A 24,036-nucleotide genomic window follows, 5' to 3' on the forward strand; every position below is an offset into this window, starting at 1 on the left:
ATTTATTCAAATCTGTTAGATTGATCACAATATTTTAGCGGAGATATCGCGATGAAATTAGCCGTTTACAGTACTAAACAGTATGACCGTAAATACCTCGAATTGGTCAACAAAGATTTTGGCTTTGAATTAGAGTTTTTCGATTTTCTGTTAACGCCAAAAACAGCAAAAATGGCTGCTGGCTGTGATGCGGTCTGTCTTTTCGTCAACGATGATGGTTGTCGTGCGACATTGGAAGAACTGAAAAGTGTCGGCGTCGAGATTCTAGCGTTGCGTTGCGCTGGTTTCAATAATGTGGATCTGGAAGCCGCGAAAGAACTGGGAATTCAGGTAGTTCGTGTCCCTGCCTATTCACCTGAGGCGGTCGCTGAACATGCTGTGGGTATGATGATGAGCCTTAACCGCCGAATTCATCGTGCTTATCAGCGCACCCGTGATGCCAACTTCTCGCTGGAAGGACTGATCGGCTTCAATATGCATAACCGCACTGCCGGGATTATCGGTACCGGTAAAATTGGTGTGGCAACCATGCGCATTCTGAAGGGTTTTGGTATGCGTCTGCTCGCTTTTGACCCCTATCCAAGTGCGCAAGCTCTGGAACTGGGTGCTGAATATGTCGATCTCAAAACGCTATATGCTGAATCTGATGTTATTTCCTTGCATTGCCCGATGACACCGGAAAACCATCATCTGCTTAATAAACAATCATTTGATCAAATGAAAAACGGTGTAATGATCATCAACACCAGTAGAGGTGGTCTGATTGACTCTACCGCAGCCATTGATGCCCTAAAACAGCAAAAAATAGGTTCGCTCGGCATGGATGTGTATGAAAATGAACGTGACCTGTTCTTTGAAGACAAATCCAACGATGTGATTCAGGATGATGTTTTCCGCCGTTTATCTTCTTGTCATAACGTGTTATTTACCGGGCATCAGGCGTTTCTGACCGAAGAGGCGCTGACCAGTATTTCGGCCACCACAATGCAGAATATTGCCCAGTTGAAAAAGGGTGAACCCTGCCCGAATATTATTACCGCCTGATTATTTATACGTTATAACAAGCGGCAGCATGGGATACCCAATAGATTTCGAGCACAGGCAGGCGGCAAACAGAAGTAGCCAATACACCTGAGACTTGAAAGATGGCGGGTATCAACGTGCCGGACAAGCGCCGCGCATTAACGCCCATTCTTCACAACGTTTACCATCGGGTAACTGACACATCCCTACGCTGCCACCATTGAGTTGTTTGGCAATGGTTAATACACCACCGGCATTGGCACAATTGACTGCCGCCGGATTGGCCATATTAATATTATGGTGGACACTGGCGCTGGTGGCTTGTTGCACGGGTTCATAGGCATCAACATTATTTAAAGCTGTATCCGTTGGGTCATTGCTGCTACAGGCGGCTAAAAAGAACACAGCGCCACCCACAAACATTGATAATACTTTCATTCTTCTGCTCCGGCATGAGAAAGGCATAAATCTATTGTTTAATGCAATTTCGTCTACGCTAATTGGCTTATATAATATCTGTTATAATTAAAACACAACATAAATAAGCGCAAATTCGATAATTAAACTTAACCTGTAACAAGGTGAATAGCCGAATTATCAAGGTAGTTTGCTGTTAAAAATTTGGCGAAATAACCAAACCGAGACTAATTAGATAGAGAATCAGTTACCTACGATTTGGATAAAAATAAAACGGGAATAACTATGATCACTGATTTACTGCTACGAATAGCCCTTGCCGGATTGCTGGGTGGGTTAATAGGTATTGAACGTCAATTGCGGTCAAAAGAAGCAGGATTGCGTACTCATATCCTGGTTGGCATCGGCAGTGCCATGTTTATGATTGTTTCAAAATACGGTTTCGAGGACTTACTGACACTGGAACACGTCAGTTTTGACCCTAGTCGAGTCGCAGCACAGGTTGTCAGCGGCATGGGGTTCCTGGGAGCCGGGACGATTATGATTCAAAAGCAGATGGTTAAAGGCCTAACAACCGCAGCCGGTATGTGGGTAACAGCGGCTATCGGCCTGGTGATTGGTAGCGGCCTGTATGAAATTGGCATCTATGGCACGCTAATGACACTGGTGGTACTGGAGATCTTCCGCCAATTGAGTAATCGCCTGCTTGGCCAGCACCATTATGTCTCGATCAAACTATTACCCGAAAGTGTGCCACTTATTCTGGTCGCATTGCAAAAACTGCGACTGCGGCCAATTAACCTGTCAGTGGTACAAAAACGTGAAGAGAAGGATACCGATTGTGAACTGACCATGGAAGTGACCTTGTCACCTAGAAAAAGTCTCGATCAGTTTTATGAGACGTTATTGTCTATTGATGGCATACATCAATTAGACATTAAATAGTTGAAAAGGACGTTGTCCTACGTTTCAGTGACACCGACCATCACTCATTAGCGTGTTATCCCGCCCCACCACGATAACGCGCTAATAGATGAGTTCCGCCTGTATCCTACAGGCGTGATTAATGCATGGGTGTCTTAGACAGCAGATTAATCACCATAACCCCCGCAATGATTAGCGTCATCCCGGCAATGGCTGCCCAATCAAGCTTTTGTTGGTACATAAAGGTAGCGGCGATCGACACCAAAACAATACCCAACCCTGACCAGATGGCATAAGCGATACCTAATGGCATGGTTTTAACCACCTGCGAAAGCCCCCAAAATGCAATGCCGTAGCCAATAACCACCACAATTGAGGGTACCAATCGGGTAAACCCATCAGATGCTTTCAGCATCGTAGTAGCCACCACTTCGGCAACAATTGCCATCATTAAATACATGAAACCGCTCATCATCATTTTCTCATTTCAGTATTGGGTCAACATTATGCCCGTCCCATATTAAATGTTCATTAAATCTAATTCAGTTTCACAATTATTTTACAAAAGCACCCATAGGTATTGCTTCACCAAGCGATATCTGAGCAGTGCAATAAATAGTTTTCTAATTGTAATAATTATTATCCGAATAACATCTATATAAGCTTTGCCTGCGCTACTGGCTTATTTTCTGCATTTTAACTGAAAGCATTTAGCCCCCCAGCCACACAAACTCGATAACTGACAAAAATGCACTCTGCTAGAATTTCAGTATTAGTTCAAATAATTCGTTAACCGTCAGAGGCACCCATTACTACTTTGGTCTCTGCGTGACAAGCAATGTGAAGGTATAAATTAATGATTACTACTGACGGTAACAGTGCAGTAGCTTCTGTGGCCTATCGCGCCAGCGAAGTTATTGCTATCTACCCTATTACACCCAGTTCTACCATGGCAGAGCTTGCTGATGCATGGTCAGGTGATGGTAAAGTCAATATTTGGGGAGACGTTCCCCGCGTGGTTGAAATGCAGTCAGAAGGCGGCGCCATTGCCACTGTGCATGGCGCACTACAAACTGGCGCGCTGTCGACCTCCTTTACCTCTTCGCAGGGATTGCTGTTGATGATCCCCACGTTGTATAAGTTAGCGGGTGAACTGACCCCTTTCGTACTGCATGTTGCAGCCCGAACCATTGCGACTCATGCCTTATCCATCTTTGGTGATCACTCCGATGTTATGGCCGTGCGCCAGACCGGTTGTGCCATGCTGTGCGCCAGCAGCGTGCAAGAAGCGCAGGATTTCGCCCTGATTTCACAGGTAGCGACGCTCAATAGTCGCATTCCATTTATTCATTTCTTTGATGGTTTCCGCACCTCACATGAAATCAATAAAATTGTGCCACTCGATGATGACACGCTACGCCAATTATTGCCGCAAAAAGGGATAGATGGCCACCGCAGCCGAGCGCTGTCACCGGAGAGTCCGGTTGTGCGCGGTACCTCTGCCAACCCTGATACCTATTTCCAGTCGCGTGAAGCGACCAACCCTTGGTATAACAACACCTATCAGCATGTTGCTGATGCCATGGCCGCTTTTGCCGAGGCCACTGGGCGCGAATATAAACCATTTGAATATTACGGCCACCCACAGGCAGAGCGTGTCATTATCTTAATGGGTTCCGCTATCGGCACCTGCGAAGAAGTGATCGATACTTTGTTGACGCGCGGCGAAAAAGTCGGCGTGCTTAAAGTGCGTCTATTCCGCCCTTTCTCTGCGGCGCAGCTGTTGAGTGTCTTACCCCAATCAGTAATAAAAGTGGCCGTGTTGGATCGCACCAAAGAACCGGGTGCACTGGCCGAGCCACTCTATCTTGATGTGATGACCGCATTGGCTGAAGCCTATAGCCGTGGCGAACGCGCCACATTACCGAAAGTGATTGGTGGTCGTTATGGTTTGTCTTCCAAGGAGTTTGGCCCTGATTGTGCTCTCGCCATTTTCAAAGAGTTGACATTGGATTTGCCTCGTCCACGTTTCACCGTAGGGATTTTTGATGATGTTACTGGTCTGTCATTGCCATTGACTGACGAAAAGATAGAACAACGCGCCACACTGGAGGCGCTGTTCTATGGCCTGGGCAGTGATGGTTCGGTCTCTGCCACTAAAAACAACATCAAGATAATCGGCAACAGTACCTCACTGTATGCACAGGGTTATTTTGTTTATGACTCGAAAAAAGCGGGTGGCCTGACGGTCTCGCACTTGCGCGTCAGTGAAACTCCGATCAATTCCGCCTATTTGGTCAGCCACGCCGATTTTGTCGGTTGCCACCAGTTGCAGTTTATTGATATCTACCAAATGGCCGAACGGCTGAAACCGGGTGGTATCTTCCTGATTAATACCCCATTCAGTGCAGACGAAATGTGGTCTCGCCTACCACAAGAAGTGCAGGCCGTATTGCACCAGCGCAATGCACGGCTGTTTGTGATCAATGCAGCCAAAATTGCCCGTGAATGCAAACTGGGCGCTCGTATTAATACCGTGATGCAGATGGCGTTCTTCCATCTGACACAGATTTTACCCACTGCGATGGCGCAACAGCAGTTGCGGGCCGCAATTGATCGTAGCTACAGTAATAAAGGGCCAGAAATTGTCACGCGCAACTGGCAGGCGCTGGATGCGACCCTTGATGCACTGATTGAAATCCCGCTACAACCGATTAATGAAAATAGCCCGATGTGGCCACCGATCGTCTCCGATCAAGCACCTGATTTCGTCAAAACAGTTACCGCAACCATGTTGGCTGGTTTGGGGGACGCACTGCCAGTATCAGCCTTCCCGCCTGATGGAACCTGGCCGGTGGGTACGACCCAGTGGGAAAAACGCAATATTGCAGAAAATATTCCTATCTGGCAGCCCGACCTCTGTACCCAGTGCAACCACTGCGTTGCCGCCTGCCCACACTCAGCAATCCGTGCCAAAGTGGTACCGCCAGAGGCTATGTCTGGTGCACCTGACAGCTTGCAGTCACTCGATGTCAAAGCCCGTGATATGCGTGGGCAGAAGTATGTGTTACAAGTTGCGCCGGAAGATTGCACCGGATGTAACCTGTGCTATGAAGTCTGTCCGGCCAAAGATCGCCAGAATCCTGAAATCAAAGCCATCAACATGCAACCACGGCTGGAGCACCTGGTGGAAGAAAAAACACACTATGACTTCTTCCTCAAATTGCCGGAAATCGATAAAACCCAAATTGAACGTATTGATATCCGTACGTCACAATTGATTTCCCCGCTGTTTGAATACTCTGGAGCCTGTTCGGGTTGTGGCGAAACACCGTATATTAAGCTGTTGACCCAGTTATATGGCGATCGTCTATTAATTGCCAACGCCACCGGTTGCTCATCAATCTATGGCGGCAATCTACCTACCACGCCTTATACCACCAACGCCGATGGTCGTGGTCCGGCATGGGCTAACTCACTGTTCGAAGATAATGCCGAGTTCGGTCTGGGCTTCCGCCTCACCGTCGATCAGCATCGTCAGCGGGTAACTCGCCTAATCAACCAACTGGCACCACAGTTACCGCAAGAGCTGGTCGATCAGTTAATTCTTCAGGATGCCACGCCAGAAGTACGCCGTGAGCAAGTCTCTCAATTGCGTCAGCTATTGCGTGACATCCCAGGCAATGATGCTCAACAATTGGCAACGGATGCGGATTATTTAGTCGATAAATCCATCTGGTTGATTGGTGGCGATGGCTGGGCATATGACATTGGTTTTGGTGGACTTGACCATATATTGAGCCTAACAGAAAACGTCAATGTGCTGGTGCTCGATACCCAGTGTTACTCCAACACCGGCGGCCAGCAATCTAAAGCGACCCCGCTCGGGGCGGTCACTAAATTTGGTGAGCATGGCAAACGTAAGGCGCGCAAAGACTTAGGCGTCAGTATGATGATGTATGGCCATGTCTATGTTGCCCAGATTTCGCTGGGAGCGCAGCTCAATCAGACGGTAAAAGCCATTCAAGAAGCGGAAGCTTATCCTGGCCCATCGCTGATTATCGCTTACAGTCCGTGTGAGGAGCATGGTTATGATTTGGCCTACAGCCATGATCAGATGAAGCAATTAACCGCCACCGGTTTCTGGCCGCTATACCGCTTTGACCCACGCCGCACTGACGAAGGCAAAGCGGCCTTGGCATTGGACTCCCGCCCACCAAGCAGTGACCTGACCACCACACTGCTGAATGAGCAACGTTTCCGCCGACTCAATACCCAAGAGCCGGAGGTGGCGGCACAGTTGTACGCGGCGGCGGAGAAAGACTTGAAAAAACGCTACGACTTCCTGAGCTTACTGGCAGGGAAAACAGAAAAAACCGCCTCTGAGGGATAAGTCCACTCAGTATCAACATCGTTTATCAGCAGGATAACAACGCCTCATTCGGGGCGTTGTACTGCGGGTTTTGATTCTGGGGGCACCCTATTCTATTGTTTTTCTCGTACTGAGTATTCCCCCATAAATCAATGGGGGAATAGCAGAATGGGTCAAAGGTGATATTACCGCGTTAACTTAATAGATAAATAAAATCAGAGATTGGTTACATCTATATACAGGGCGTTATTGATATTGGTAGAAGAAACCGTTGCTTCACTAAACGCGTACTCTTCCCTATCCCCGTCACGATCTAACGGCAGGTTGACGAAATCAAAAAGGTTACGGTCAGCTAACTGGCTTGGGCTTACGTTTTGTATTGACTTAAATACACTCTCAACCCGTCCCGGATCTTTTTTATCCCATTCGCCTAGCATGGTTTTAATCGCCTGGCGTTGCAAATTCTCCTGCGAACCACACAGGTTACATGGAATTATTGGAAAAGTTTTATACTCAGAATACTTAATCAGGTCTTTCTCGCGGCAATATGCCAGCGGCCTGATAACAATATTACGTCCATCGTCAGAACGTAATTTTGGCGGCATCGCTTTCATGCGTGCACCATGGAAAATATTCAAAAATAGCGTTTCAACAATGTCATCCATATGGTGACCGAGCGCGATTTTTGTAGCGCCAATCTTCTCCGCAAATGAATACAATGTTCCTCTGCGTAGACGAGAACATAGCCCGCAGGTTGTTTTACCTTCAGGTATTTTCTCTTTAACAACCGAATAAGTATCTTTATCTACAATATAATAAGGGATATTAAGGCTTTCAAGATACTCAGGCAGAATATGCTCAGGAAAACCAGGCTGTTTTTGGTCTAAATTTACCGCAATAACATCGAACTTGATCGGCGCAACCTTTTGTAGGCCGAGCAGGATGTCCAACATTGCAAACGAGTCCTTCCCACCACTCATGCATGCCATTACAACGTCATTATCTTCGATCATGTTGTAATCGGTGATAGCGTTGCCGACATTTCTCCGAATGCGCTTCTGGAGTTTATTGAACTCAAGGGTTTCTTTTCTTGTATCTTCTTGATTCATAAATACTTATCAGGTCTCTAATAACGTTCAGAGCGACTAATTCCGAGTGAAAAAGTAAAGCGTTATTATACGTAAGTTTATGCATCCATGAAACAGTAGAAATTGCAGCAACCCTGAGCAGGTTGAAAGGAATTAAATATCTTGCTAAAAATGCATAAAAAAAATGCCGATGTTGAGACAACATCGGCATCGTAACAATTATGTGCTATGCAGTAATTCAAAATAAAAGTATTACAAATATGGAGCGCAACGCCCATCGCTTGACGTTGCATTCACCTGCACAGTGATAATGCCTGAGTCATTACCATCAAATCTTGATGTGGCTCAATTTTGCAGTGATTAACCCTATCTCTGGCACACTCTTTTACGCGCCTACCGCTTCATTATTAGAGCCATTTACTGCGCTTTAACCACCAGGCAACACCTAACACCAAAGCCACCAACATCATGCAAAAAGTCGCAAAACCAAAAGAGTCGGTATTACCGGGGATCCCACCAAGGTTGACCCCAAACAAACCGGTCAAAAAGGTCGTCGGTAAAAAGACCATTGCCAAAAGCGACATGGTATAGGTCCGCCGGTTCATCGCATCAGCCATTAATGAACTAATTTCATCAGACAGCACTGCCGTGCGGGCGATGCTTGAATCTAAATCCTCTAATCCACGGCCCAGCCGTTCTGAGATTTCCTGCATTCGACGCCGATCATCATCATTCATCCAGGGCAAACGCTCGCTGGCCAATCGAGAAAATACATCGCGTTGTGGTGCCATATAGCGGCGTAACACAATTAGCTGCTTGCGTAATAATGCCATTTGCCCACGCTGGGGGATTTTTTGCTCCAGTAAATCATCTTCAAGATCGATAATTTTGTCGTGTAAGTCTTCGATAAACTCACTGGTATGGTCGGTCAGGCCATCGACAATCTCCACCAGCCAATTACCACTGTCTGTCGGGCCAGTGCCGCTTTGCAGGTCATTTAGTACATCATCGATGGAGTAAACCTTACGATGGCGAGTTGAGACGATCAATTTGTCTGTGATATAGACCCTAATCGTCACTAACTGATCGGGACGGGCATCGGTGTTAAAGTTAATACCACGCAAGGTTATCATCGTGCCATCACCCAGCCGGGTGACCTTAGGACGCACACTCTCCCCCGCCAGACCATCACGCACCACCTCTGGCAGTAAGGGTGTATTTTGCAGCCAGGCTGCACTTTGCGGATAGGTATAATCCAGATGCAACCAGCAAGGCTGCTCCGCTGTGGCGACCGCATCAACACTTATTGACGTCACCCCCCCTTTACCATCGAGTTGATAGGCATAAACCGCATCAGAGACTTGAAGTGCTTTCCCTTCGACTACATCCACAACAACATCCTCTATTTCGGAATTTATCATGCAATTAGCTCAGTGTAGCGCTAGCCACCCGATCTTTAAAGGTGATGAACCAGGATAGCTCGCCGCAGCCATAACAGAACCGTCTGACACTAAGAAAACGCAATGTTAAATGTAGTAAAATGATCTAAACATAAAGTGACCAGATAGATTTAATTATCTCATCACCACTGAGAGAAAATTAAAAAAATAGAAAAAGCCGCCAATTAATACTGGCGGCCTAACTGTCAGAAATACACCAGCTTTAGTGCTTGATGATATACATCGTCTGACTGTATGCCACATCCTCAGGGTTAGTGATTGGATAACCTTTCACCCACGGCTTAATTAAACGGCCATTGGTAAATTGATATATAGGTGCGATAGGTACTTGCTCGGCAATAATCTGTTCAGCTTTATTATAATCATCACTCAGTGCTTTAGCATTGGTCTGTTTACCCGCTTCATTGAGTAACTTATCATAATCTACACTATTAAATTTCGCGATATTTCCGCTGTGTGTGGATGTCAGCAGTGACAGGAAGGTAGACGGCTCATTATAGTCACCGACCCATGACGCACGAACCACATCAAAATTACCGGTGTTACGGCTGTCAATATATGTCTTCCATTCCTGGTTAATCATTTTGACATCCACACCCAATGTTTTCTTCCACATAGAAGCAATGGCAATGGCTAATTTCTGATTATTATCAGAGGTATTATACAAGAGGGATAATGTTAACGGCTTATCAGGGCCATAGCCCGCAGCATGCAGCAATGCTTTGGCTTGTGCGTTCAATTCATCCTGATCTTGCTGCTGCAATAAATTTGCAACCGGATGGTAGCCAGCAGTAACATCAGGCGTAAAGTGATAAGCTGGCTTCTCTCCAGTACCTAATACTTTTTCAGCAATGATTTTACGATCTATCGCATAAGATAATGCTTTACGTACGCGAATATCATTGGTTGGTGCACGTTGCGTATTAAAGGCGTAATAATAGGTTCCTAGCTGATCAGGCGTATAAACCTGGTCAGGAATATCTTTTAGCAACTTCTGATATAAATTTTTCGGGAATGATTCTGTAATATCAATATCACCCGCACGATAACGTTTAGTGGCATTTGCTTCCTGATTAATTGGAATAAACGTTACTTTGGTCAGCACCGTATGCGCATGGTCCCAATAATGTTCATTCGGTACTAAGACCAATTTCTCATTGACGACTCTATCTTGTAATTTAAATGCGCCATTGCCTACCAGATTACCGACTTTGGTCCAATCATTACCATATTGTTCAACAACAGACTGGGGTACCGGGAATAAACTGAAATTTGCTGTCAGACTTGGGAAATAAGGTACTGGTTTACTGAGTTTGACTTTTAAGGTGTGATTATTAATAGCACTCACCCCTAGCGTGTCGGGTGACATTTTCCCTGAAATAATTTGCTGTGCATTCTCCATCCCCGCTAATTCAGCGAACCAGGCAAAAGGAGATAAACTTTTAGGGTCAACTAATCGACGCCAGCTGTAAACAAAGTCCTGTGCAGTGACCGGTGAGCCGTTAGACCATTTAGCGTCTTTACGTAAAGTAAATATATAGGTTTGGTTATCTGTTGTTTGCCAGCTTAATGCCACTCCGGGAATTATTTGGCCCTGAGCATCCTGATTCACTAAGCCTTCAAACAGGTCACGCGCGACCTGAGCCTCGATGAGCCCCACGGCTTTCATCGGATCAAGGGAGGCTGGCTCATCTTTAATATGACGAACGATTTCTTGTTTTTCTGCCAATACGGTACCCGCAGGAACATCAGCAGCATTTGCTGCGCCCAACGCGGTGCCCACTAATGCGGCACACAATGCATAACGGAAATAGCGCATAATCGATAACCTTATCGTTGTTGTCCATGTCAGCGAAAGCAGCCCCTGACTGCTCATAACGTTAACTACTCACAGCGCGTACCAACATATTCTATGTAGGTAATATTCAGCCATGACCTTGGGGTTACTGTGTGTGTAAATTTAACGCATCATTATTTCTAGATCTATTTATTTAAAGTAAATCAAACAGTAAAGCTTCAACATCAACTCAACACGTTGTCGATATAAACTAGCAGATTAAACCCTATACTGACGATGATAAAATATAGCTCACCACGGCAACATCAAAAGTAAACTGCATTCAACAATACAATCAGCGACTGACGTTAGCCTTTATGGTTCTCTGAACCATTGCCATCAGCATCAAAAATAACTTATTGATTCAAAGAAATAATATTAAATGCTATGTTGAAAGTATTATAAATATGTTCAGGATAACAGAGAACATTATGACTCAATATCGACCTCGTTCAGCACGAGGAAATTTGTTCACCTTAGGCCAACACTACGGCCAATCGCTGCTGGGGGCACCGCTGCTTTACTTCCCTGCCCCCACGTCATCTGTGAACACCGGGCTGATTATCGCCGGCACCCATGGCGATGAAAGTGCGGCCATTGTTGCCCTTTCCTGCGCGTTACGCACTATTGCCCCGGAACAACAGCGCCATCATGTGGTATTAGCAGTGAACCCGGATGGTTGCCAATTAGGGTTACGTGCTAATGCCAATGGTGTTGATCTTAATCGCAATTTCCCGGCAAAAAACTGGCAACCAGGCGAGACGGTTTATCGCTGGAACAGTGCCGCTGATGCACGTGATGTCCGGTTATTGACGGGCGAACACGCAGGTTCAGAGCCAGAAACACAAGCTTTATGCGCCTTGATTGAGCAACTTGCTCCCCGCTGGGTCGTCTCATTCCATGAGCCGCTGGCCTGCATTGAAGACCCTGATAGCTCTGTGCTAGGGGCTCGGTTGGCAGCCAATTTCGCATTACCGCTCGTTAACAGTGTCGGTTACGCCACACCTGGGTCATTTGGTAGCTGGTGCGCTGATCGCAATTTGCCGTGTATCACCGCAGAATTACCGCCAATTTCCGCCGATGCGGCCAGTGAATGTTATCTGGCTGCATTGGTGGATTTACTCACGTTGGCGGATTAAACCGACAAATCGATCGCCCCTGTTGAGAAGTGCAACCCACCCTCAATATCCTGTTCCAACCATGTCGGGCCGTCGAGATCAACAAACCGCGCGCCCGGTGCCAGTGGCAAGGCCGCTCGTATGGCGCGGGAAGTACACAACATGCAACCGAGCATAATGGCAAATCCCTGTGATTTTGCCTGCTCGGCTAGCAATAACGCTTCGGTTAACCCGCCACTTTTGTCCAGTTTAATGTTTACCATGTCATAGCGGCCAACCAGTCCGGCTAAATCCGCCCGCGTATGGCAGCTTTCGTCAGCACAAATCGGCAACGGATGAATAAAATTCTGCAAGCTATCATCTTCACCGGCCGGTAGCGGCTGTTCCAGCATCGCCACACCTAAATCTGCCAGTAACTGGCAACGGGCAACCAGCCCTTCGGTTTGCCAGGATTCATTGGCATCCACGATTAAGGTCACTTCTGGCGCAGCACTACGGATCGCCACTAAACGCTCAGCAATAAGATGGTCATCAAGTTTTATTTTCAACAATCTGGCGCCAAGATGTGCCAATGCACTGGCACTGTACGCCATCGCTTCTGGCGTGCCGATACTGACTGTTTGAGCCATTGAAATATGGGGAATAGCCGTTGTCTGGCTCATGTGCCACAAACTTTGTCGGTTCTGTAAACATTCCAACTGCCACAGTGCACAATCCACCGCATTCCTGGCGGCCCCTGCGGGTAATAGCGGCTGTAAATCCTGCCGTGAAATGCCACCTTCTATGGCATTAACAACCAAGGCGAGCTGTGCCATGACCGATGATTCACTTTCACCATAATGTGGATATGGCGTACATTCGCCGCAAGCCAGGATGCCGTCCTCTTCAATCTCGACGACCACCACTTTGGCTTCGGTGCGGCTACCACGGGAAATAACAAACGCAGAATGTAAAGGCCATGCCTCAGGGTAGAAACGCATTGTTCTCAATTATGGCTCCTTGGCAAAATTCGGGTTTGAGTATCAGACGTTAGAACCTAACGTAAGCGAAATCTCAATTATTTAGCAAATTTCTCATATCCAAGCCGCCATTGTTACCTTAAACTGAACTTCGTGTTACACATCTGTAAAAGGGATCAAATAATGACACAGACCGTACATTTTCAAGGCAATCCAGTGACTGTTGCAGGTCAACTGCCACAAGCTGGCGATAAAGCAAAAGACTTTACTTTGGTTGCGAAAGATTTATCTGATGTTGCCCTGAGCAGCTTCATTGGCAAACGTAAAGTCCTGAATATCTTCCCAAGTATTGATACCGGCGTTTGTGCGGCATCGGTACGTAAATTCAATCAATTGGCTGGCGAACTTGAGAACACTGTCGTTCTTTGTATCTCCTCTGACCTGCCATTCGCTCAATCACGCTTTTGCGGTGCTGAAGGCCTGAGCAACGTAACGACCTTATCAACGCTGCGTGGCGCCGATTTCAAACAAGCTTATGGTGTGGCCATTACCGAAGGCCCATTGGCTGGTTTGACTGCGCGTGCTGTGGTGGTTCTGGATGGGCAAGATAACGTTATCTACAGTGAACTGGTTAACGAAATCACCACTGAACCAAACTATGATGCCGCCCTGGCAGCATTGAAGTAACTGGTTAACTTGGGTTTAACTAATCCGGAGCATTAACTCAAAACGGCTGGCCCATCTGGGTACAGCCGTTTTTTAATACAATCCGTTTTTAATACAATCCGTTTTTAATACAATCCATTTATAGCAACGTATTGCTCTGTTGCTTACTCTTCTTCGCTGTTATCACTGACTGGCCGCTTACTGCTTAAACCATATTCGCGCAACTTGTTGGCAATCGCGGTATGCGAGACGCCAAGGCGCTTGGCCAATTTACGTGTACTGGGATAATTACGATAAAGACGGGTCAGCACTGAGCGTTCAAAGCGTTTGCTGATGTCATCAAGCGAACCATCAAGCACTTCGTCCCCCAGTACGGCTTCAACTTCGAACTCCGGCAAGATAATGTCCTGGGGCCGTAGTTCGAAACCGTCCAATTGGGTCAGAGCGCGATAAATGGCATTTTTCAACTGCCGTACATTGCCGGGCCAACCATAATTAGTCAGAAAACTGCTCAGTTCAGGAGCCAACTTCGGCCGTGGCACGCCTTGTTCGTCCGAAAAGCGGGCAACGAACAATTCGGTCAGTGGCATGATATCAGCCTGACGCTCACGCAATGGTGGCAAGGTGATAGTCAGCACATTAAGGCGATAATAGAGATCTTCACGAAACTCACCACGCTGAACCAACTCCACCAGGTTCTTTTGCGTGGCGCAAATAACCCGAACATCGACATGCACTTCATGTTCTTCCCCGACACGGCGGAAGGTACCATCGTTTAGGAATCGCAACAGTTTGATTTGCATGCGTGGCGACATTTCGCCGATTTCATCCAGTAGCACCGAGCCACCATTCGCCTGCTCAAAGAAGCCTTTTTTACCTTCGATGGCATTCGGGTAAGCCCCGGCTGCATAGCCGAATAGCTCGCTTTCTACCACATCGTCCGGCATTGAAGCACAATTAAGGCCAAGGAAAGGCATTTTCCCGCGCGGGCTACGCAAGTGACAGGCGTGAGCCAAGAGATCTTTACCAGTACCGGTATCACCGACCAATAGCAAGGGGGCATCCAGCATCGCCAATTTACGGGCTTGCTCAAGCACTTGGCGCATCTTAACGCTGGTGGCAACAATCTGTTTAAATTCAGTATCATCGTTAACTGATAAGATTTGTAACTGTTTACCCATGCGCGCCGTGGATTTTAACATCACCACTGCACCCACTGTTTGGTTCTGCTGATGCTCGTCTTCAAGCTCGATGGGGGTTATCTCCATCAGGTAATCCTGATTGTTGATCAACACCCGTTCGGTATGAGGCGCGGTTTCCCCCCCTTCAAACCAACGGGCAAAGTTATATCCCCCGAGCAGGCTGCCGGCAGTTTTGTGGCGAATACGCTCCTCATGAAGGGAGAAAAGCTCACGGGCCGCAGGGTTCGCTAACTCAAGATTACCTCTTAAATCAATGGAGAATACCGGTTCTGGCATCGATTCAAGTAACGCTCGCAGCGCGCGGTGTTCACGTTCTGATGGCATAAAGGAGACGGTTCGAACGTCTGTTACCCCCTCGATACGTCGAATATCCATCATTAAAGCACTGAATACACTGAAATCCAGTTGAGAAAAGTTCAGGTAAATACGCCCTATCGGATCAATTTCGATCCCCCGTAAATCAATGCTGCGTAAAACCAAGAGATCAAGTAACTCTCTGGTGAGACCGAGTCGGTCTTCACAAAAAACTTCCAAGCGCATCAGTATCGACCTTATATAGTGCAGGTGCGGAGTCTCTGCTTATGATAATACCCTGTCCCCCCTTGCTGATGAAGCAGTCTGTCAGCAAAAGTTGACAGGAATCGGGTTTTTGCTGATTTTTTCCCCGACCAATACTAGCAAGGTAAGATTTTCAGCGCCTGTGCGCTATACATCTAGCGAGTTATTAGTTTTTATAAGAATAATTCAGAATAATATAATGCCTGACTGTATCAGTCCCTTCGTCAAGGTGAGGTGACACTTTGCATTCCATCGGCCAACTGGCTATAGTAGAGGTAGCCATATGACCGAGGAGGTTACATGAGAGCTTATCAGCCTACCCCCACAACCAAGGCAGGGGCGCTCTGGCGTGAAATTGGTTTGCCGGCCAGTCGTGGCACGGTATTGGTGGATAGCATCAAATTGGGTTTTTCTGTCGATGTCATCGATAGCATCCATCTCTGGGCGTCCATACCTAAATCTGAAGTATTGCGTGCTACCGGTATTCCCAGCCGTAGTCTAACCCGCAGACGCACCCATGATGGCCGTTTCACACCGGAAGAAAGCGAGCGAATTGCGCGTTTCGTGCGAGTAATGGATGCCGCCGTTGATCTATTTGGTGGTGATAAAGGCAAAGCCATCGTCTGGATGTCGACGCCAATTAAGGGGCTTGGGCATCGCAGCCCTGACTCACTGCTGGAGACCGAAACCGGCGCACTAGAAATCTGTGATTTAATTGGCCGGCTGGAACACGGTGTATTTTCATAGCTGAGTGCCAGGAAGGATAAAAGTTCTATAGGGAAGATGACATGGATAAGTTCACAATTACTAGCAACCCGACGGGGCAATACTTATGATGCTCTATCGCATTGTGATGCGCCGTTATCTTGCTTCAACCTGGACCGGCTATGGCGCTGAAATCTATGGCGGCCGCTGGAATCATAAAGGCCACGCTGCCATCTATTTAGCCAGTAGTGTGTCACTGGCAATGCTGGAAACACTGGTGCATATTCAAGACAGCTCAACACTCAGTGAGTTTGAATTATTTCAAATTGAGATTGATGATAGCAATATCATGCTGTTACAGCCACAGGATTGGCCCATTGACTGGCGCAACGACCCCGCACCTGTCGCTACGATGGATATCGGCACCGAGTGGTTGGCATCAGAATCATCAATTGGATTACTGGTCCCGTCCACACTGGTGCCATCAGAACACAATATGCTGGTCAACCCACGCCACAAAGATTTTCAGGCCTGTTTGAGTACCGCTAAAACACTCTCCTTCGCCTTCGATCCGCGATTGAAATAGCCAACCGGCTATGGCTTAGCTTGGTCTTTTTTCGGCAGCGTATTTTTCAATTGGCTAATCAACTGGCGGCGAAAATCTCCCAGTTTAGGTTTATCACCATCCAGCCATGGCAACGGGCGACATAGCTCCATCGCTTTGATACCCAGTCGGGCGGTCAGTAGCCCCGCCCCGATCCCTTGCGCCGCACGAGCCGATAAACGCGCGGCCAAATCCTGTGACAACCAGTCCATACCCACTTCTCGTACCAATTCGGAAGCCCCGGCAAAAGCAATGTTCAGTAACACTAAGCGGAATAACCGAATTCGGCTGAAATATCCCAATTCGATACCATACAAAGCAGCAATACGATTAATCAGACGAATATTACGCCAGGCGATAAAGGCCATATCCACCAACGCCAGAGGACTGACCGCAATCATTAATGCTGATTCAGCAGCGTAGCGGCTAATTTCTGCCCGTGCCTGATTATCCAGTGCTGGCTGTACCAGTTTGGCATATAACTCAACCACTTCTCGATCGTTATGCGTCTCATGCAAGGACGCCTGCCAACGTTGCAGTGCCGGATGCCCTTGATCCAGTCCGGCCTGACGCGCCAGTTTTTCACAAAAGGTGCGCCCTTGCCCGATACCGTGACTCACCAAAAGTTCGCGTGCGATATCTCGCTCTTGTGCCCGCTGGCGTAAACGGTATAGACGCCGCCACTCGGTCAACACCGAACCAACTCCGGCCACCACAATCAGCCCACCGGCAGTCGTTGCCCCCAGTGCTATCCAATCCTGCTGCTGCCAAGCCTGATTAACCCATTGCACTGACTGGGCAATTACACTGACACCAAAGAGTGCCAGTCCGGCCGTCACCATTTTGCGCCACAGACTGCGTTTGGGTTTCAGCGCAGCATTCACCAACCCTTCCACCCGCCCTTCTTCATCTTCAGCGTCTAGTTCAGGTGCCGCAGGGTAGAAGTTCTCCGCGGTTTGTTGATCAAAAGCCTGTGCTGCTTTTAATACTGGCTCATCAAGAGGCTGCAAAGGCTGTTCAAAATCTATCCGTGGTTTCAACGGCTCACTCATCGCAACTTATCTCCCAATAAGAACTCCATCACTGCATCCAGCCGAATATGGGGCAATGGGCTATCAACATTCACCGCTTGTGGACGAAATTCATCAAAATGAAAACCCTGTTGCTGCCAGAATGCCGGACCAGGCAAACGCGCCGGGACATCCCCCGGGAATACCGTCAGCGGTACACCATCCAGTAGGCGATGGCCACGCAATGCAGGGATTTTTTGCCCCTGATGTTCGACTATGCCACTTTCTGTCGCCTGTACCGATGCTAGCCCAACACAATCCATACTGATCCCTTCGAAAGCAGCATTTTGCCAGGCTTCCTGCACCAATTGCTGGAGTAACGATACTAGATTCGCGTGTTGATCCGCCGTCACGTGATCCGCTTTAGTCGCCGCAAACATCAGCTTATCGATACACGGCGAGAATAAGCGACGGAATAACGTTCGTTTTCCGTAATGGAAACTCTGCATTAATTGTGTCAGAGCCAGGCGCATATCGTTGAATGCCTGCGGCCCGCTGTTCAAAGGTTGCAAACAATCCACCAGCACAATTTGTCGATCAAATCGGACAAAATGTTCTTTATAAAAACCTTTCACCACCGAGTTGCAGTAATAGCTAAAACGGGTGCGTAACATACCCAAATTGGAATGTTTATCCGCCTGCGCCAGCCGTGATTCACTCAGTTCATTCACCTCCGGCCACGGGAAAAACTGTAGTGCAGGCGCACCAGCCATATCACCAGGCAGGACAAACCGCCCGGGTTGAATGAAATGCAGGCCTTCATTCTTGCAGCGAATAAGATAATCGGTATAGGCCTGTGCAATGGCCGCTAGCTGGTTTTCGTCTGCCGGTGCTAACGGATCACACTGCTGACACAATGTTAGCCAAGGTTTGGCCCACTGTGCGCGATCCCCTTGTAGTAGACCAGCCATCTGGCGGGACCAGCTTAAATAGTCCTGTTCCAACATAGGCAGGTCCAGTAACCATTCACCGGGGTAATCGACAATCTCCAAATAAAGTGTCGATGTCTCTTTAAAGTGGCGCAAAAGCGAATCACCAGAACGAAAGCGCAATGCTAAGCGAATTTCACTGACGCCACGGGTTGGGGTTGGCCAGTTTGGCGGTGTGCCATATAAAGACGCCAATCCTTCATCATAGGTAAAACGTTGAATACCCAAATCACGCTGCGGTACCCGTTTTACACCCAGTAGCCGCTCTTCGCGCACAGCCGAAAACAGCGGTAAACGTGCACCGCTGTGGACATGAAGTAATTGATTCACTAACGAAGTAATAAAGGCAGTTTTCCCGCTGCGGCTCAAGCCGGTTACCGCTAATCGCAGATGGCGATCCATCCCACGATTAACCAAAGACGTAATCTCATTTTGCAGTCGTTTCATGCTTCTCCTTGGCAAATTGGCCAGCAGCTGCCTGCATTGCGCGTTTTAACATTGGCTCAAGCAGCATCAGCAGCAACCAACGCAGGGGCTTGCGACTCACACTCTTTACTATCAAGCCAGCCGCACTGGCTGGGCCATAGGCCAATGCAACAGTAAAGATAATTTTAATCAGTGACGTTAATACTACACCTGCACGTGAACGGGCGGGATTATTGTTCATCTTTTGCCCTCCGGCAGGCTGTATGGATAGGTAAGTAACATCTATGGGCAACATTCCCGGCTGCAATAATTGGTAACACTACAACTGGCGAAAACGGCTCTGGACACCAAAAGTCTCAGAGGTGACATAGCGCTCTACCTGGCGCAAACGCTGTTCCCCGGCGCCCAACTCAAACTCTAGTTGATCCAGCAGCTGACGAGGCGTTGCTTCATGCTGCCCATTAAAACTGGCTGCGGGGACCGGTTCCAGTATAAAAGTCAGTACGATATAGGCCGCGATAGTGAAAACAAACAAACCAAAGAACAGAGATAACACCACCATCACCCGAATCAATCGTACTGGAATATCAAAATAGTGGGCCAGACCAGCACACACCCCTTTGATCATGCCCTCTTCTGGCACCCGGTACAGTTTTTTGCCACTTAACATATTATTTTTAAAAACATCGCCCATTATGACTGCCTCCAGTTCGGATGTTGCGCATCAAGAATTTCTTCTAATGTTTGAATCCGTTCCCGCATCCGGCGAGCATCATCAGTTAACTGTGATAGGCGCTGCATATCCTGATGACTAAGCTGAGCGCCACTTTGCTGGCGATTGCTGTAATGCAGCCATAACCAAATAGGTGCGACAAACAGCACAAAAATGGTCAGTGGTATGGCAAGAAACAGGATACTCATTCGTTCCCCTTAATCATCTGGCGGGTATCCGCATTTAAATTATGGCAGGCCGCTTTATTGCTTACGGCCCGCTCGATATATTTTCGCCACTAAAGCGATAAAACAGAGCAAAAGATAGGGCTTACGCAAATGGATCAAGACCATTACTCAGCCGAATTCATTTTCGCTTTCAGTGCGGCCAACTGGTTACTGATTTCATCATCTGCTTTCAGTTCAGCAAACTGGCTTTCCAGCGACTTTTGTTTGCCGACCCCCACAGTTTCAGCCTCAGCTTCCATATGGTCAATACGCCGCTCGAATTGCTCAAAACGTGCCATAGCTTCGTCGAGTTTCCCACTATCGAGCTGGCGGCGCACATCGCGAGATGACGCAGCAGCCTGATGGCGCAGGGTCAGCGCCTGTTGTCTGGCGCGGGTTTCAGTTAGCTTACTTTCCAACTCGCTAATTTCATGTTTCATGCGGCTCAGTGTTTCTTCTACTGTGGCCACTTCACGGGTCAGTGTATCAATCAATGCAGCAACTTTTTGTTTTTCAATCAGTGCCGCGCGGGCTAAATCTTCTTTATCTTTACGCAGAGCCAGCTCGGCTTTTTCCTGCCACTCTTGCTGCTGACTTTCGCTGTGATCGATGCGACGCAACAACTGTTTTTTCTCAGCTAATGCGCGGGCAGATGTTGAACGAATTTCGACTAGTGTATCTTCCATTTCCTGAATCATCAGGCGTACTAACTTTTGTGGATCTTCCGCTTTATCCAGCAATGTATTGATGTTGGCATTCACGATATCGGCAAAGCGTGAAAAAATACCCATAATGTATGTCCTCTTTGACTTAATGGCTTTCTGAAATAGCGGCGTCTGGTTGCATCCATTCGCCTAACTCTTGTGAAATAACTATTATCAAGAGTCGTGCCAACTTTTCATTAGTTTTAATAAGTTGAAAAATAACAAAAAAATATTTTCGGCTTAAATTAAGATAGAATGTAAAGTGAGTGTTTTAACCAACTATTGGCGAATTTCATCATGAGCGAGCAATTAGAAAACCTGTTAGGCGAAGCAAACTCTTTTGTTGAAGTGCTGGAGCAAGTTTCCGGGCTGGCAAAGTTGAATAAGCCGGTGTTGGTGATTGGTGAACGAGGCACCGGTAAAGAGCTGATTGCGCACCGGTTACATTATTTATCAAACCGTTGGCAGGGGCCATTCATCTCACTTAACTGTGCCGCATTGAATGAAAACTTACTTGACTCAGAATTATTTGGTCATGAAGCTGGGGCGTTTACCGGTGCGCAGAAGCGCCATCTGGGGCGTTTTGAACGAGCAGATGGGGGGACGCTCTTTTTAGACGAACTGGCCACAGCGCCTATGTTAGTGCAGGAAAAATTACTGCGTGTGATTGAGTATGGTCATCTGGAGCGCGTTGGCGGCAGTCAGCCGTTGCAAGTGGATGTCCGGCTGGTTTGTGCTACCAATGACAATTTACCCGCTTTAGCGCAGGCAGGTAAATTCCGCGCCGACCTGCTGGACCGGCTCGCCTTTGATGTAGTGCAACTACCACCGTTACGTGAACGTCAGCAAGATATCATGTTACTCGCTGAACACTTTGCCATCCAGATGTGTAGAGAGTTAGGTCTGCCGCTATTTCCCGGTTTTACGCCACAAGCTAAACAGCAACTACTGGATTATGACTGGCCGGGTAATGTGCGGGAGTTGAAAAATGTGGTGGAACGTTCAGTTTATCGCCACGGGAATAGTGACCAATCACTGGATAATATCATTATTAATCCTTTCGCACCCCGACAGCCTCGTGAAAACAAAGCGCCGCAAATGGCAGACGTTCACGTTTCTGAACTTCCTCAATTGCCTCTCGACCTAAAGCAGTGGTTGCAAAACAGTGAACAGCAAATGTTGAAACACGCTTTGGAACAGGCGCGGTTCAATCAACGCAAAGCGGCGAGTTTACTCGGGCTAACCTACCATCAGTTACGTGGCATGTTAAAGAAACATGCTATTTTAAGCGGTGATATCGGTCAGTAGAAAAGAATTAGCTTCTCATTTCGTTCAGTGCAGAGGATAATAACCGGCTGATCTGAGCGAAAAGCTAATGAACCCCCTCCAGCCCCCGTAGATATTTACCTTTAACACAGACATCGACAGGGAGATTAATTAAGTAAGTGGCTTGTGCAAAACTGGATAGCCCTTTCGCTCCATTACCATTAACTTTATCTTCTGCTATAGTTCCATACCATTTATCATCTATTTTAATATTAATCGCATTAAGCGACATATCATCCGGTCGCCACATAATAGTCGCATTATATTTTTTAATTATCTGATTATAAATCATCATGCTGTTATCAGCATCACATTGTGATTTTAAATCTCCAGGTTTAGTCGCCAATACCGAACTACAAAATAACACAATGGCCCCATAAATAACCACCTTCATAATATAACCCCTACATATTAGGAATATTAACTTTATAAAATAGCGATTAACTTAAACATTCTGCCATGACCTCGATAAATTGAATCTATACCCCGCTTGTGGTTCGTTGACTTCATACTGCCAAAACACGCCCTGACCATCGGTCTTATTCCCATTCTTAACATCCAGACTCGCATTATATTCAGAGTCGACGGTATTATTAAAGCATTGCGATAAGGATTCGCACTGGCACTCGATCGTGTTTGCCGATACAAAGGGTTAGGCATAAACTCATTAGCGATAACTTTGCCCTGACGCAACAGGTATGAAGTTGCTGACATAATTTGTTCTCCTAAAATTCTGCTATGCGCCATCCATTCCGATAAGAACGGCGAATAGCGAAAAATATGGTGAAGCTCCTGTTGCATACCACTCGCCCCCACGCGTAATATAAAATTCAATGTATAATCTGCGCTATACATATTACTATCAGCCCTTATCTGATAAAGATAAACCAGTGCATCACTGCCTATTGTCGTTTGTGTTTTTTTCAAAACTCTCTCTAAATAATTATAAGCAAAGATTTTATCGGCTATAGTGGAAATAAATATACTATCCGCTGATGTGGCATGGTCACCACGGCAACTTCTTCCACTAAGGTGTTCTACTACAGAATCATTATCACCTAAAGAGTGAAAACCCTGACTGAATATCTCTTGATAATCGCGGGTATCAACACGCCAAACAATATCCGGCGGTTTAGCCCAACCACTCATACTTATTATATAAGAAATAAACAATAAAACCATTAATTGACATCGTTTCATAACGCCACCAGACTATATAAATACAGTTTCAGCACTAATATTTTTCATTTATTAATATAGCAATGGATGTATTGATTTCATAATACAAAAAAACTGAGTGCACACAGGATAAATATCATTATCATTTATAATTAAATCGTGATCGAACGTCAGTACACATAACATATGAAAGGACCAGCCGACGGCAGGCAAAAAAAAAGCCAGCACCCGAGCTGGCTTAAAAAACACTGGAAGCAATGTGAGCAATGTCGTGCTTTCCTGTCTAAAACCAGAAGCTACTGGCCTTATCTCGAAGAGCAAAATGATGATAATGGTTATCAATAGCACTTGCAAACACTTTGTTGAGAATTTTTCTCATTCCCGCACTGATTATGATGGAATTATACTCAATTACAGCATCGAACACCGCCGCCGCCGCCCATTGCTCTCACTACATCCTCGCGTATAAACAACAATTTGCTGTTTATTCACCTCGATTGCTGCAACAACCAGCAGACAGTGCAGTTGTT

Annotated in this window: 23 protein-coding genes; 8 read left to right on the forward strand and 15 right to left on the reverse strand. The window is 46.9% G+C overall.

Annotated elements, in window-relative coordinates:
* Positions 1–51 precede the first annotated feature (51 nt).
* Positions 52–1,044, forward strand: a complete 993-nt coding sequence (locus tag Q2T72_RS11675; protein ID WP_083158784.1) for a 2-hydroxyacid dehydrogenase — start codon at positions 52–54, stop codon at positions 1,042–1,044.
* Positions 1,045–1,155: 111 nt separating this feature from the next.
* On the opposite strand, the gene Q2T72_RS11680 is transcribed toward Q2T72_RS11675, so the two are convergent.
* Positions 1,156–1,461 (reverse strand): DUF333 domain-containing protein, encoded by a 306-nt coding sequence (locus Q2T72_RS11680; protein ID WP_083158783.1) that lies wholly within the window; start codon positions 1,459–1,461, stop codon positions 1,156–1,158.
* 264 nt (positions 1,462–1,725) lie between these two features.
* Here Q2T72_RS11680 and Q2T72_RS11685 point away from each other — a divergent pair, with 264 nt between their 5' ends.
* Complete coding sequence (locus Q2T72_RS11685) at positions 1,726–2,385, forward strand: MgtC/SapB family protein (protein WP_083158782.1); 660 nt, start codon at positions 1,726–1,728, stop codon at positions 2,383–2,385.
* A 118-nt stretch (positions 2,386–2,503) separates the two neighbouring features.
* Here Q2T72_RS11685 and Q2T72_RS11690 read toward each other — a convergent pair whose 3' ends face one another.
* A complete protein-coding gene (locus Q2T72_RS11690) occupies positions 2,504–2,836 on the reverse strand; it encodes a multidrug efflux SMR transporter (RefSeq protein WP_083163615.1) in 333 nt (110 codons plus the stop codon).
* Between the two features lie 384 nt (positions 2,837–3,220).
* Between Q2T72_RS11690 and nifJ the strand changes: the two genes are divergently transcribed.
* The gene (gene nifJ / locus Q2T72_RS11695; RefSeq protein WP_372569214.1) at positions 3,221–6,757 is read left to right on the forward strand and encodes a pyruvate:ferredoxin (flavodoxin) oxidoreductase; all 3,537 of its coding nucleotides are present in this window, start codon (positions 3,221–3,223) and stop codon (positions 6,755–6,757) included.
* Positions 6,758–6,951: 194 nt separating this feature from the next.
* Here nifJ and ttcA read toward each other — a convergent pair whose 3' ends face one another.
* The 3 genes from ttcA to Q2T72_RS11710 all read right to left on the reverse strand — a co-directional run bounded on the left by ttcA (position 6,952) and on the right by Q2T72_RS11710 (position 11,103).
* Positions 6,952–7,845, reverse strand: a complete 894-nt coding sequence (ttcA, locus tag Q2T72_RS11700) for a tRNA 2-thiocytidine(32) synthetase TtcA (protein ID WP_083158780.1) — start codon at positions 7,843–7,845, stop codon at positions 6,952–6,954.
* 386 nt (positions 7,846–8,231) lie between these two features.
* Complete coding sequence (gene zntB / locus Q2T72_RS11705; protein ID WP_083158779.1) at positions 8,232–9,215, reverse strand: zinc transporter ZntB; 984 nt, start codon at positions 9,213–9,215, stop codon at positions 8,232–8,234.
* 271 nt (positions 9,216–9,486) lie between these two features.
* Positions 9,487–11,103, reverse strand: coding sequence for an ABC transporter substrate-binding protein (locus tag Q2T72_RS11710; RefSeq protein ID WP_083158778.1), 1,617 nt, complete (start codon positions 11,101–11,103; stop codon positions 9,487–9,489).
* Positions 11,104–11,552: 449 nt separating this feature from the next.
* Between Q2T72_RS11710 and mpaA the strand changes: the two genes are divergently transcribed.
* On the forward strand, positions 11,553–12,260 hold the full coding sequence (mpaA, locus tag Q2T72_RS11715; protein ID WP_083158777.1) for a murein tripeptide amidase MpaA: 708 nt from the start codon (positions 11,553–11,555) through the stop codon (positions 12,258–12,260).
* Here the strand turns inward: mpaA and ycjG are convergent.
* Positions 12,257–13,228, reverse strand: coding sequence for an L-Ala-D/L-Glu epimerase (gene ycjG / locus Q2T72_RS11720; RefSeq protein WP_372569215.1), 972 nt, complete (start codon positions 13,226–13,228; stop codon positions 12,257–12,259). The genes mpaA and ycjG overlap by 4 nt on opposite strands.
* Positions 13,229–13,381: 153 nt before the next feature.
* Here ycjG and tpx point away from each other — a divergent pair, with 153 nt between their 5' ends.
* Positions 13,382–13,885, forward strand: a complete 504-nt coding sequence (tpx, locus tag Q2T72_RS11725; RefSeq protein WP_083158775.1) for a thiol peroxidase — start codon at positions 13,382–13,384, stop codon at positions 13,883–13,885.
* Between the two features lie 143 nt (positions 13,886–14,028).
* Here tpx and tyrR read toward each other — a convergent pair whose 3' ends face one another.
* A complete protein-coding gene (gene tyrR, locus Q2T72_RS11730) occupies positions 14,029–15,606 on the reverse strand; it encodes a transcriptional regulator TyrR (RefSeq protein WP_083158774.1) in 1,578 nt (525 codons plus the stop codon).
* A gap of 318 nt (positions 15,607–15,924) precedes the next feature.
* On the opposite strand from tyrR, the gene Q2T72_RS11735 reads away from it, so the two are divergent.
* Together Q2T72_RS11735 and Q2T72_RS11740 are read left to right on the forward strand one after the other, a co-directional pair.
* A complete protein-coding gene (locus Q2T72_RS11735) occupies positions 15,925–16,371 on the forward strand; it encodes a DUF2384 domain-containing protein (protein WP_083158773.1) in 447 nt (148 codons plus the stop codon).
* Positions 16,372–16,456: 85 nt separating this feature from the next.
* Positions 16,457–16,915 carry an RES family NAD+ phosphorylase gene (locus Q2T72_RS11740; RefSeq protein ID WP_372569216.1) on the forward strand — a complete coding sequence of 153 codons (459 nt, stop codon included), beginning with the start codon at positions 16,457–16,459 and terminating at the stop codon, positions 16,913–16,915.
* Between the two features lie 8 nt (positions 16,916–16,923).
* Here the strand turns inward: Q2T72_RS11740 and Q2T72_RS11745 are convergent, their stop codons facing one another.
* From Q2T72_RS11745 to pspA, 6 genes are all read right to left on the reverse strand, one after another.
* Positions 16,924–17,985, reverse strand: a complete 1,062-nt coding sequence (locus tag Q2T72_RS11745; RefSeq protein WP_083158771.1) for a YcjF family protein — start codon at positions 17,983–17,985, stop codon at positions 16,924–16,926.
* On the reverse strand, positions 17,982–19,379 hold the full coding sequence (locus Q2T72_RS11750) for a YcjX family protein (protein ID WP_083158770.1): 1,398 nt from the start codon (positions 19,377–19,379) through the stop codon (positions 17,982–17,984). Before Q2T72_RS11750 ends, Q2T72_RS11745 begins: the two co-directional genes overlap by 4 nt.
* Positions 19,360–19,599: a phage shock protein PspD gene (gene pspD, locus Q2T72_RS11755; protein WP_372569217.1), complete on the reverse strand. Its 240-nt coding sequence runs from the start codon at positions 19,597–19,599 to the stop codon at positions 19,360–19,362. Before pspD ends, Q2T72_RS11750 begins: the two co-directional genes overlap by 20 nt.
* Before the next feature lie 78 nt (positions 19,600–19,677).
* Positions 19,678–20,052, reverse strand: a complete 375-nt coding sequence (pspC, locus tag Q2T72_RS11760) for an envelope stress response membrane protein PspC (protein WP_193784654.1) — start codon at positions 20,050–20,052, stop codon at positions 19,678–19,680.
* On the reverse strand, positions 20,052–20,279 hold the full coding sequence (pspB, locus tag Q2T72_RS11765) for an envelope stress response membrane protein PspB (RefSeq protein WP_032906081.1): 228 nt from the start codon (positions 20,277–20,279) through the stop codon (positions 20,052–20,054). Before pspB ends, pspC begins: the two co-directional genes overlap by 1 nt.
* A 143-nt stretch (positions 20,280–20,422) precedes the next feature.
* Positions 20,423–21,088: a phage shock protein PspA gene (gene pspA / locus Q2T72_RS11770; protein WP_083158768.1), complete on the reverse strand. Its 666-nt coding sequence runs from the start codon at positions 21,086–21,088 to the stop codon at positions 20,423–20,425.
* 210 nt (positions 21,089–21,298) lie between these two features.
* Between pspA and pspF the strand changes: the two genes are divergently transcribed.
* Positions 21,299–22,309, forward strand: coding sequence for a phage shock protein operon transcriptional activator (gene pspF, locus Q2T72_RS11775; RefSeq protein ID WP_372569218.1), 1,011 nt, complete (start codon positions 21,299–21,301; stop codon positions 22,307–22,309).
* 64 nt (positions 22,310–22,373) lie between these two features.
* Here the strand turns inward: pspF and ytxB are convergent, their stop codons facing one another.
* Positions 22,374–22,721, reverse strand: a complete 348-nt coding sequence (gene ytxB, locus Q2T72_RS11780; protein WP_372569219.1) for a putative AB5 enterotoxin binding subunit YtxB — start codon at positions 22,719–22,721, stop codon at positions 22,374–22,376.
* 32 nt (positions 22,722–22,753) lie between these two features.
* The gene (gene ytxA, locus Q2T72_RS11785) at positions 22,754–23,527 is read right to left on the reverse strand and encodes a putative AB5 enterotoxin ADP-ribosylating subunit YtxA (protein ID WP_372569220.1); all 774 of its coding nucleotides are present in this window, start codon (positions 23,525–23,527) and stop codon (positions 22,754–22,756) included.
* Positions 23,528–24,036 lie beyond the last annotated feature (509 nt).

The sequence above is a fragment of the Yersinia sp. 2466 StPb PI genome (assembly GCF_041538325.1).
Classification (GTDB): domain Bacteria; phylum Pseudomonadota; class Gammaproteobacteria; order Enterobacterales; family Enterobacteriaceae; genus Yersinia; species Yersinia enterocolitica_E.

Excerpts from the sequence above, each read along its gene's own strand:
- Q2T72_RS11740 (WP_372569216.1), top strand. The coding sequence starts at position 16,457 with ATGATGCTCTATCGCATTGTGATGCGCCGTTATCTTGCTTCAACCTGG.
- tpx (WP_083158775.1), top strand. The coding sequence starts at position 13,382 with ATGACACAGACCGTACATTTTCAAGGCAATCCAGTGACTGTTGCAGGT.
- tyrR (WP_083158774.1), bottom strand. The coding sequence starts at position 15,606 with ATGCGCTTGGAAGTTTTTTGTGAAGACCGACTCGGTCTCACCAGAGAG.
- pspA (WP_083158768.1), bottom strand. The coding sequence starts at position 21,088 with ATGGGTATTTTTTCACGCTTTGCCGATATCGTGAATGCCAACATCAAT.
- mpaA (WP_083158777.1), top strand. The coding sequence starts at position 11,553 with ATGACTCAATATCGACCTCGTTCAGCACGAGGAAATTTGTTCACCTTA.
- ytxA (WP_372569220.1), bottom strand. The coding sequence starts at position 23,527 with ATGAAACGATGTCAATTAATGGTTTTATTGTTTATTTCTTATATAATA.
- ttcA (WP_083158780.1), bottom strand. The coding sequence starts at position 7,845 with ATGAATCAAGAAGATACAAGAAAAGAAACCCTTGAGTTCAATAAACTC.
- Q2T72_RS11745 (WP_083158771.1), bottom strand. The coding sequence starts at position 17,985 with ATGAGTGAGCCGTTGAAACCACGGATAGATTTTGAACAGCCTTTGCAG.
- Q2T72_RS11680 (WP_083158783.1), bottom strand. The coding sequence starts at position 1,461 with ATGAAAGTATTATCAATGTTTGTGGGTGGCGCTGTGTTCTTTTTAGCC.
- Q2T72_RS11675 (WP_083158784.1), top strand. The coding sequence starts at position 52 with ATGAAATTAGCCGTTTACAGTACTAAACAGTATGACCGTAAATACCTC.
- pspB (WP_032906081.1), bottom strand. The coding sequence starts at position 20,279 with ATGAGTATCCTGTTTCTTGCCATACCACTGACCATTTTTGTGCTGTTT.
- pspD (WP_372569217.1), bottom strand. The coding sequence starts at position 19,599 with ATGAACAATAATCCCGCCCGTTCACGTGCAGGTGTAGTATTAACGTCA.
- Q2T72_RS11750 (WP_083158770.1), bottom strand. The coding sequence starts at position 19,379 with ATGAAACGACTGCAAAATGAGATTACGTCTTTGGTTAATCGTGGGATG.
- Q2T72_RS11710 (WP_083158778.1), bottom strand. The coding sequence starts at position 11,103 with ATGCGCTATTTCCGTTATGCATTGTGTGCCGCATTAGTGGGCACCGCG.
- Q2T72_RS11735 (WP_083158773.1), top strand. The coding sequence starts at position 15,925 with ATGAGAGCTTATCAGCCTACCCCCACAACCAAGGCAGGGGCGCTCTGG.
- pspC (WP_193784654.1), bottom strand. The coding sequence starts at position 20,052 with ATGGGCGATGTTTTTAAAAATAATATGTTAAGTGGCAAAAAACTGTAC.
- pspF (WP_372569218.1), top strand. The coding sequence starts at position 21,299 with ATGAGCGAGCAATTAGAAAACCTGTTAGGCGAAGCAAACTCTTTTGTT.
- Q2T72_RS11690 (WP_083163615.1), bottom strand. The coding sequence starts at position 2,836 with ATGAGCGGTTTCATGTATTTAATGATGGCAATTGTTGCCGAAGTGGTG.
- ytxB (WP_372569219.1), bottom strand. The coding sequence starts at position 22,721 with ATGAAGGTGGTTATTTATGGGGCCATTGTGTTATTTTGTAGTTCGGTA.
- Q2T72_RS11685 (WP_083158782.1), top strand. The coding sequence starts at position 1,726 with ATGATCACTGATTTACTGCTACGAATAGCCCTTGCCGGATTGCTGGGT.
- nifJ (WP_372569214.1), top strand. The coding sequence starts at position 3,221 with ATGATTACTACTGACGGTAACAGTGCAGTAGCTTCTGTGGCCTATCGC.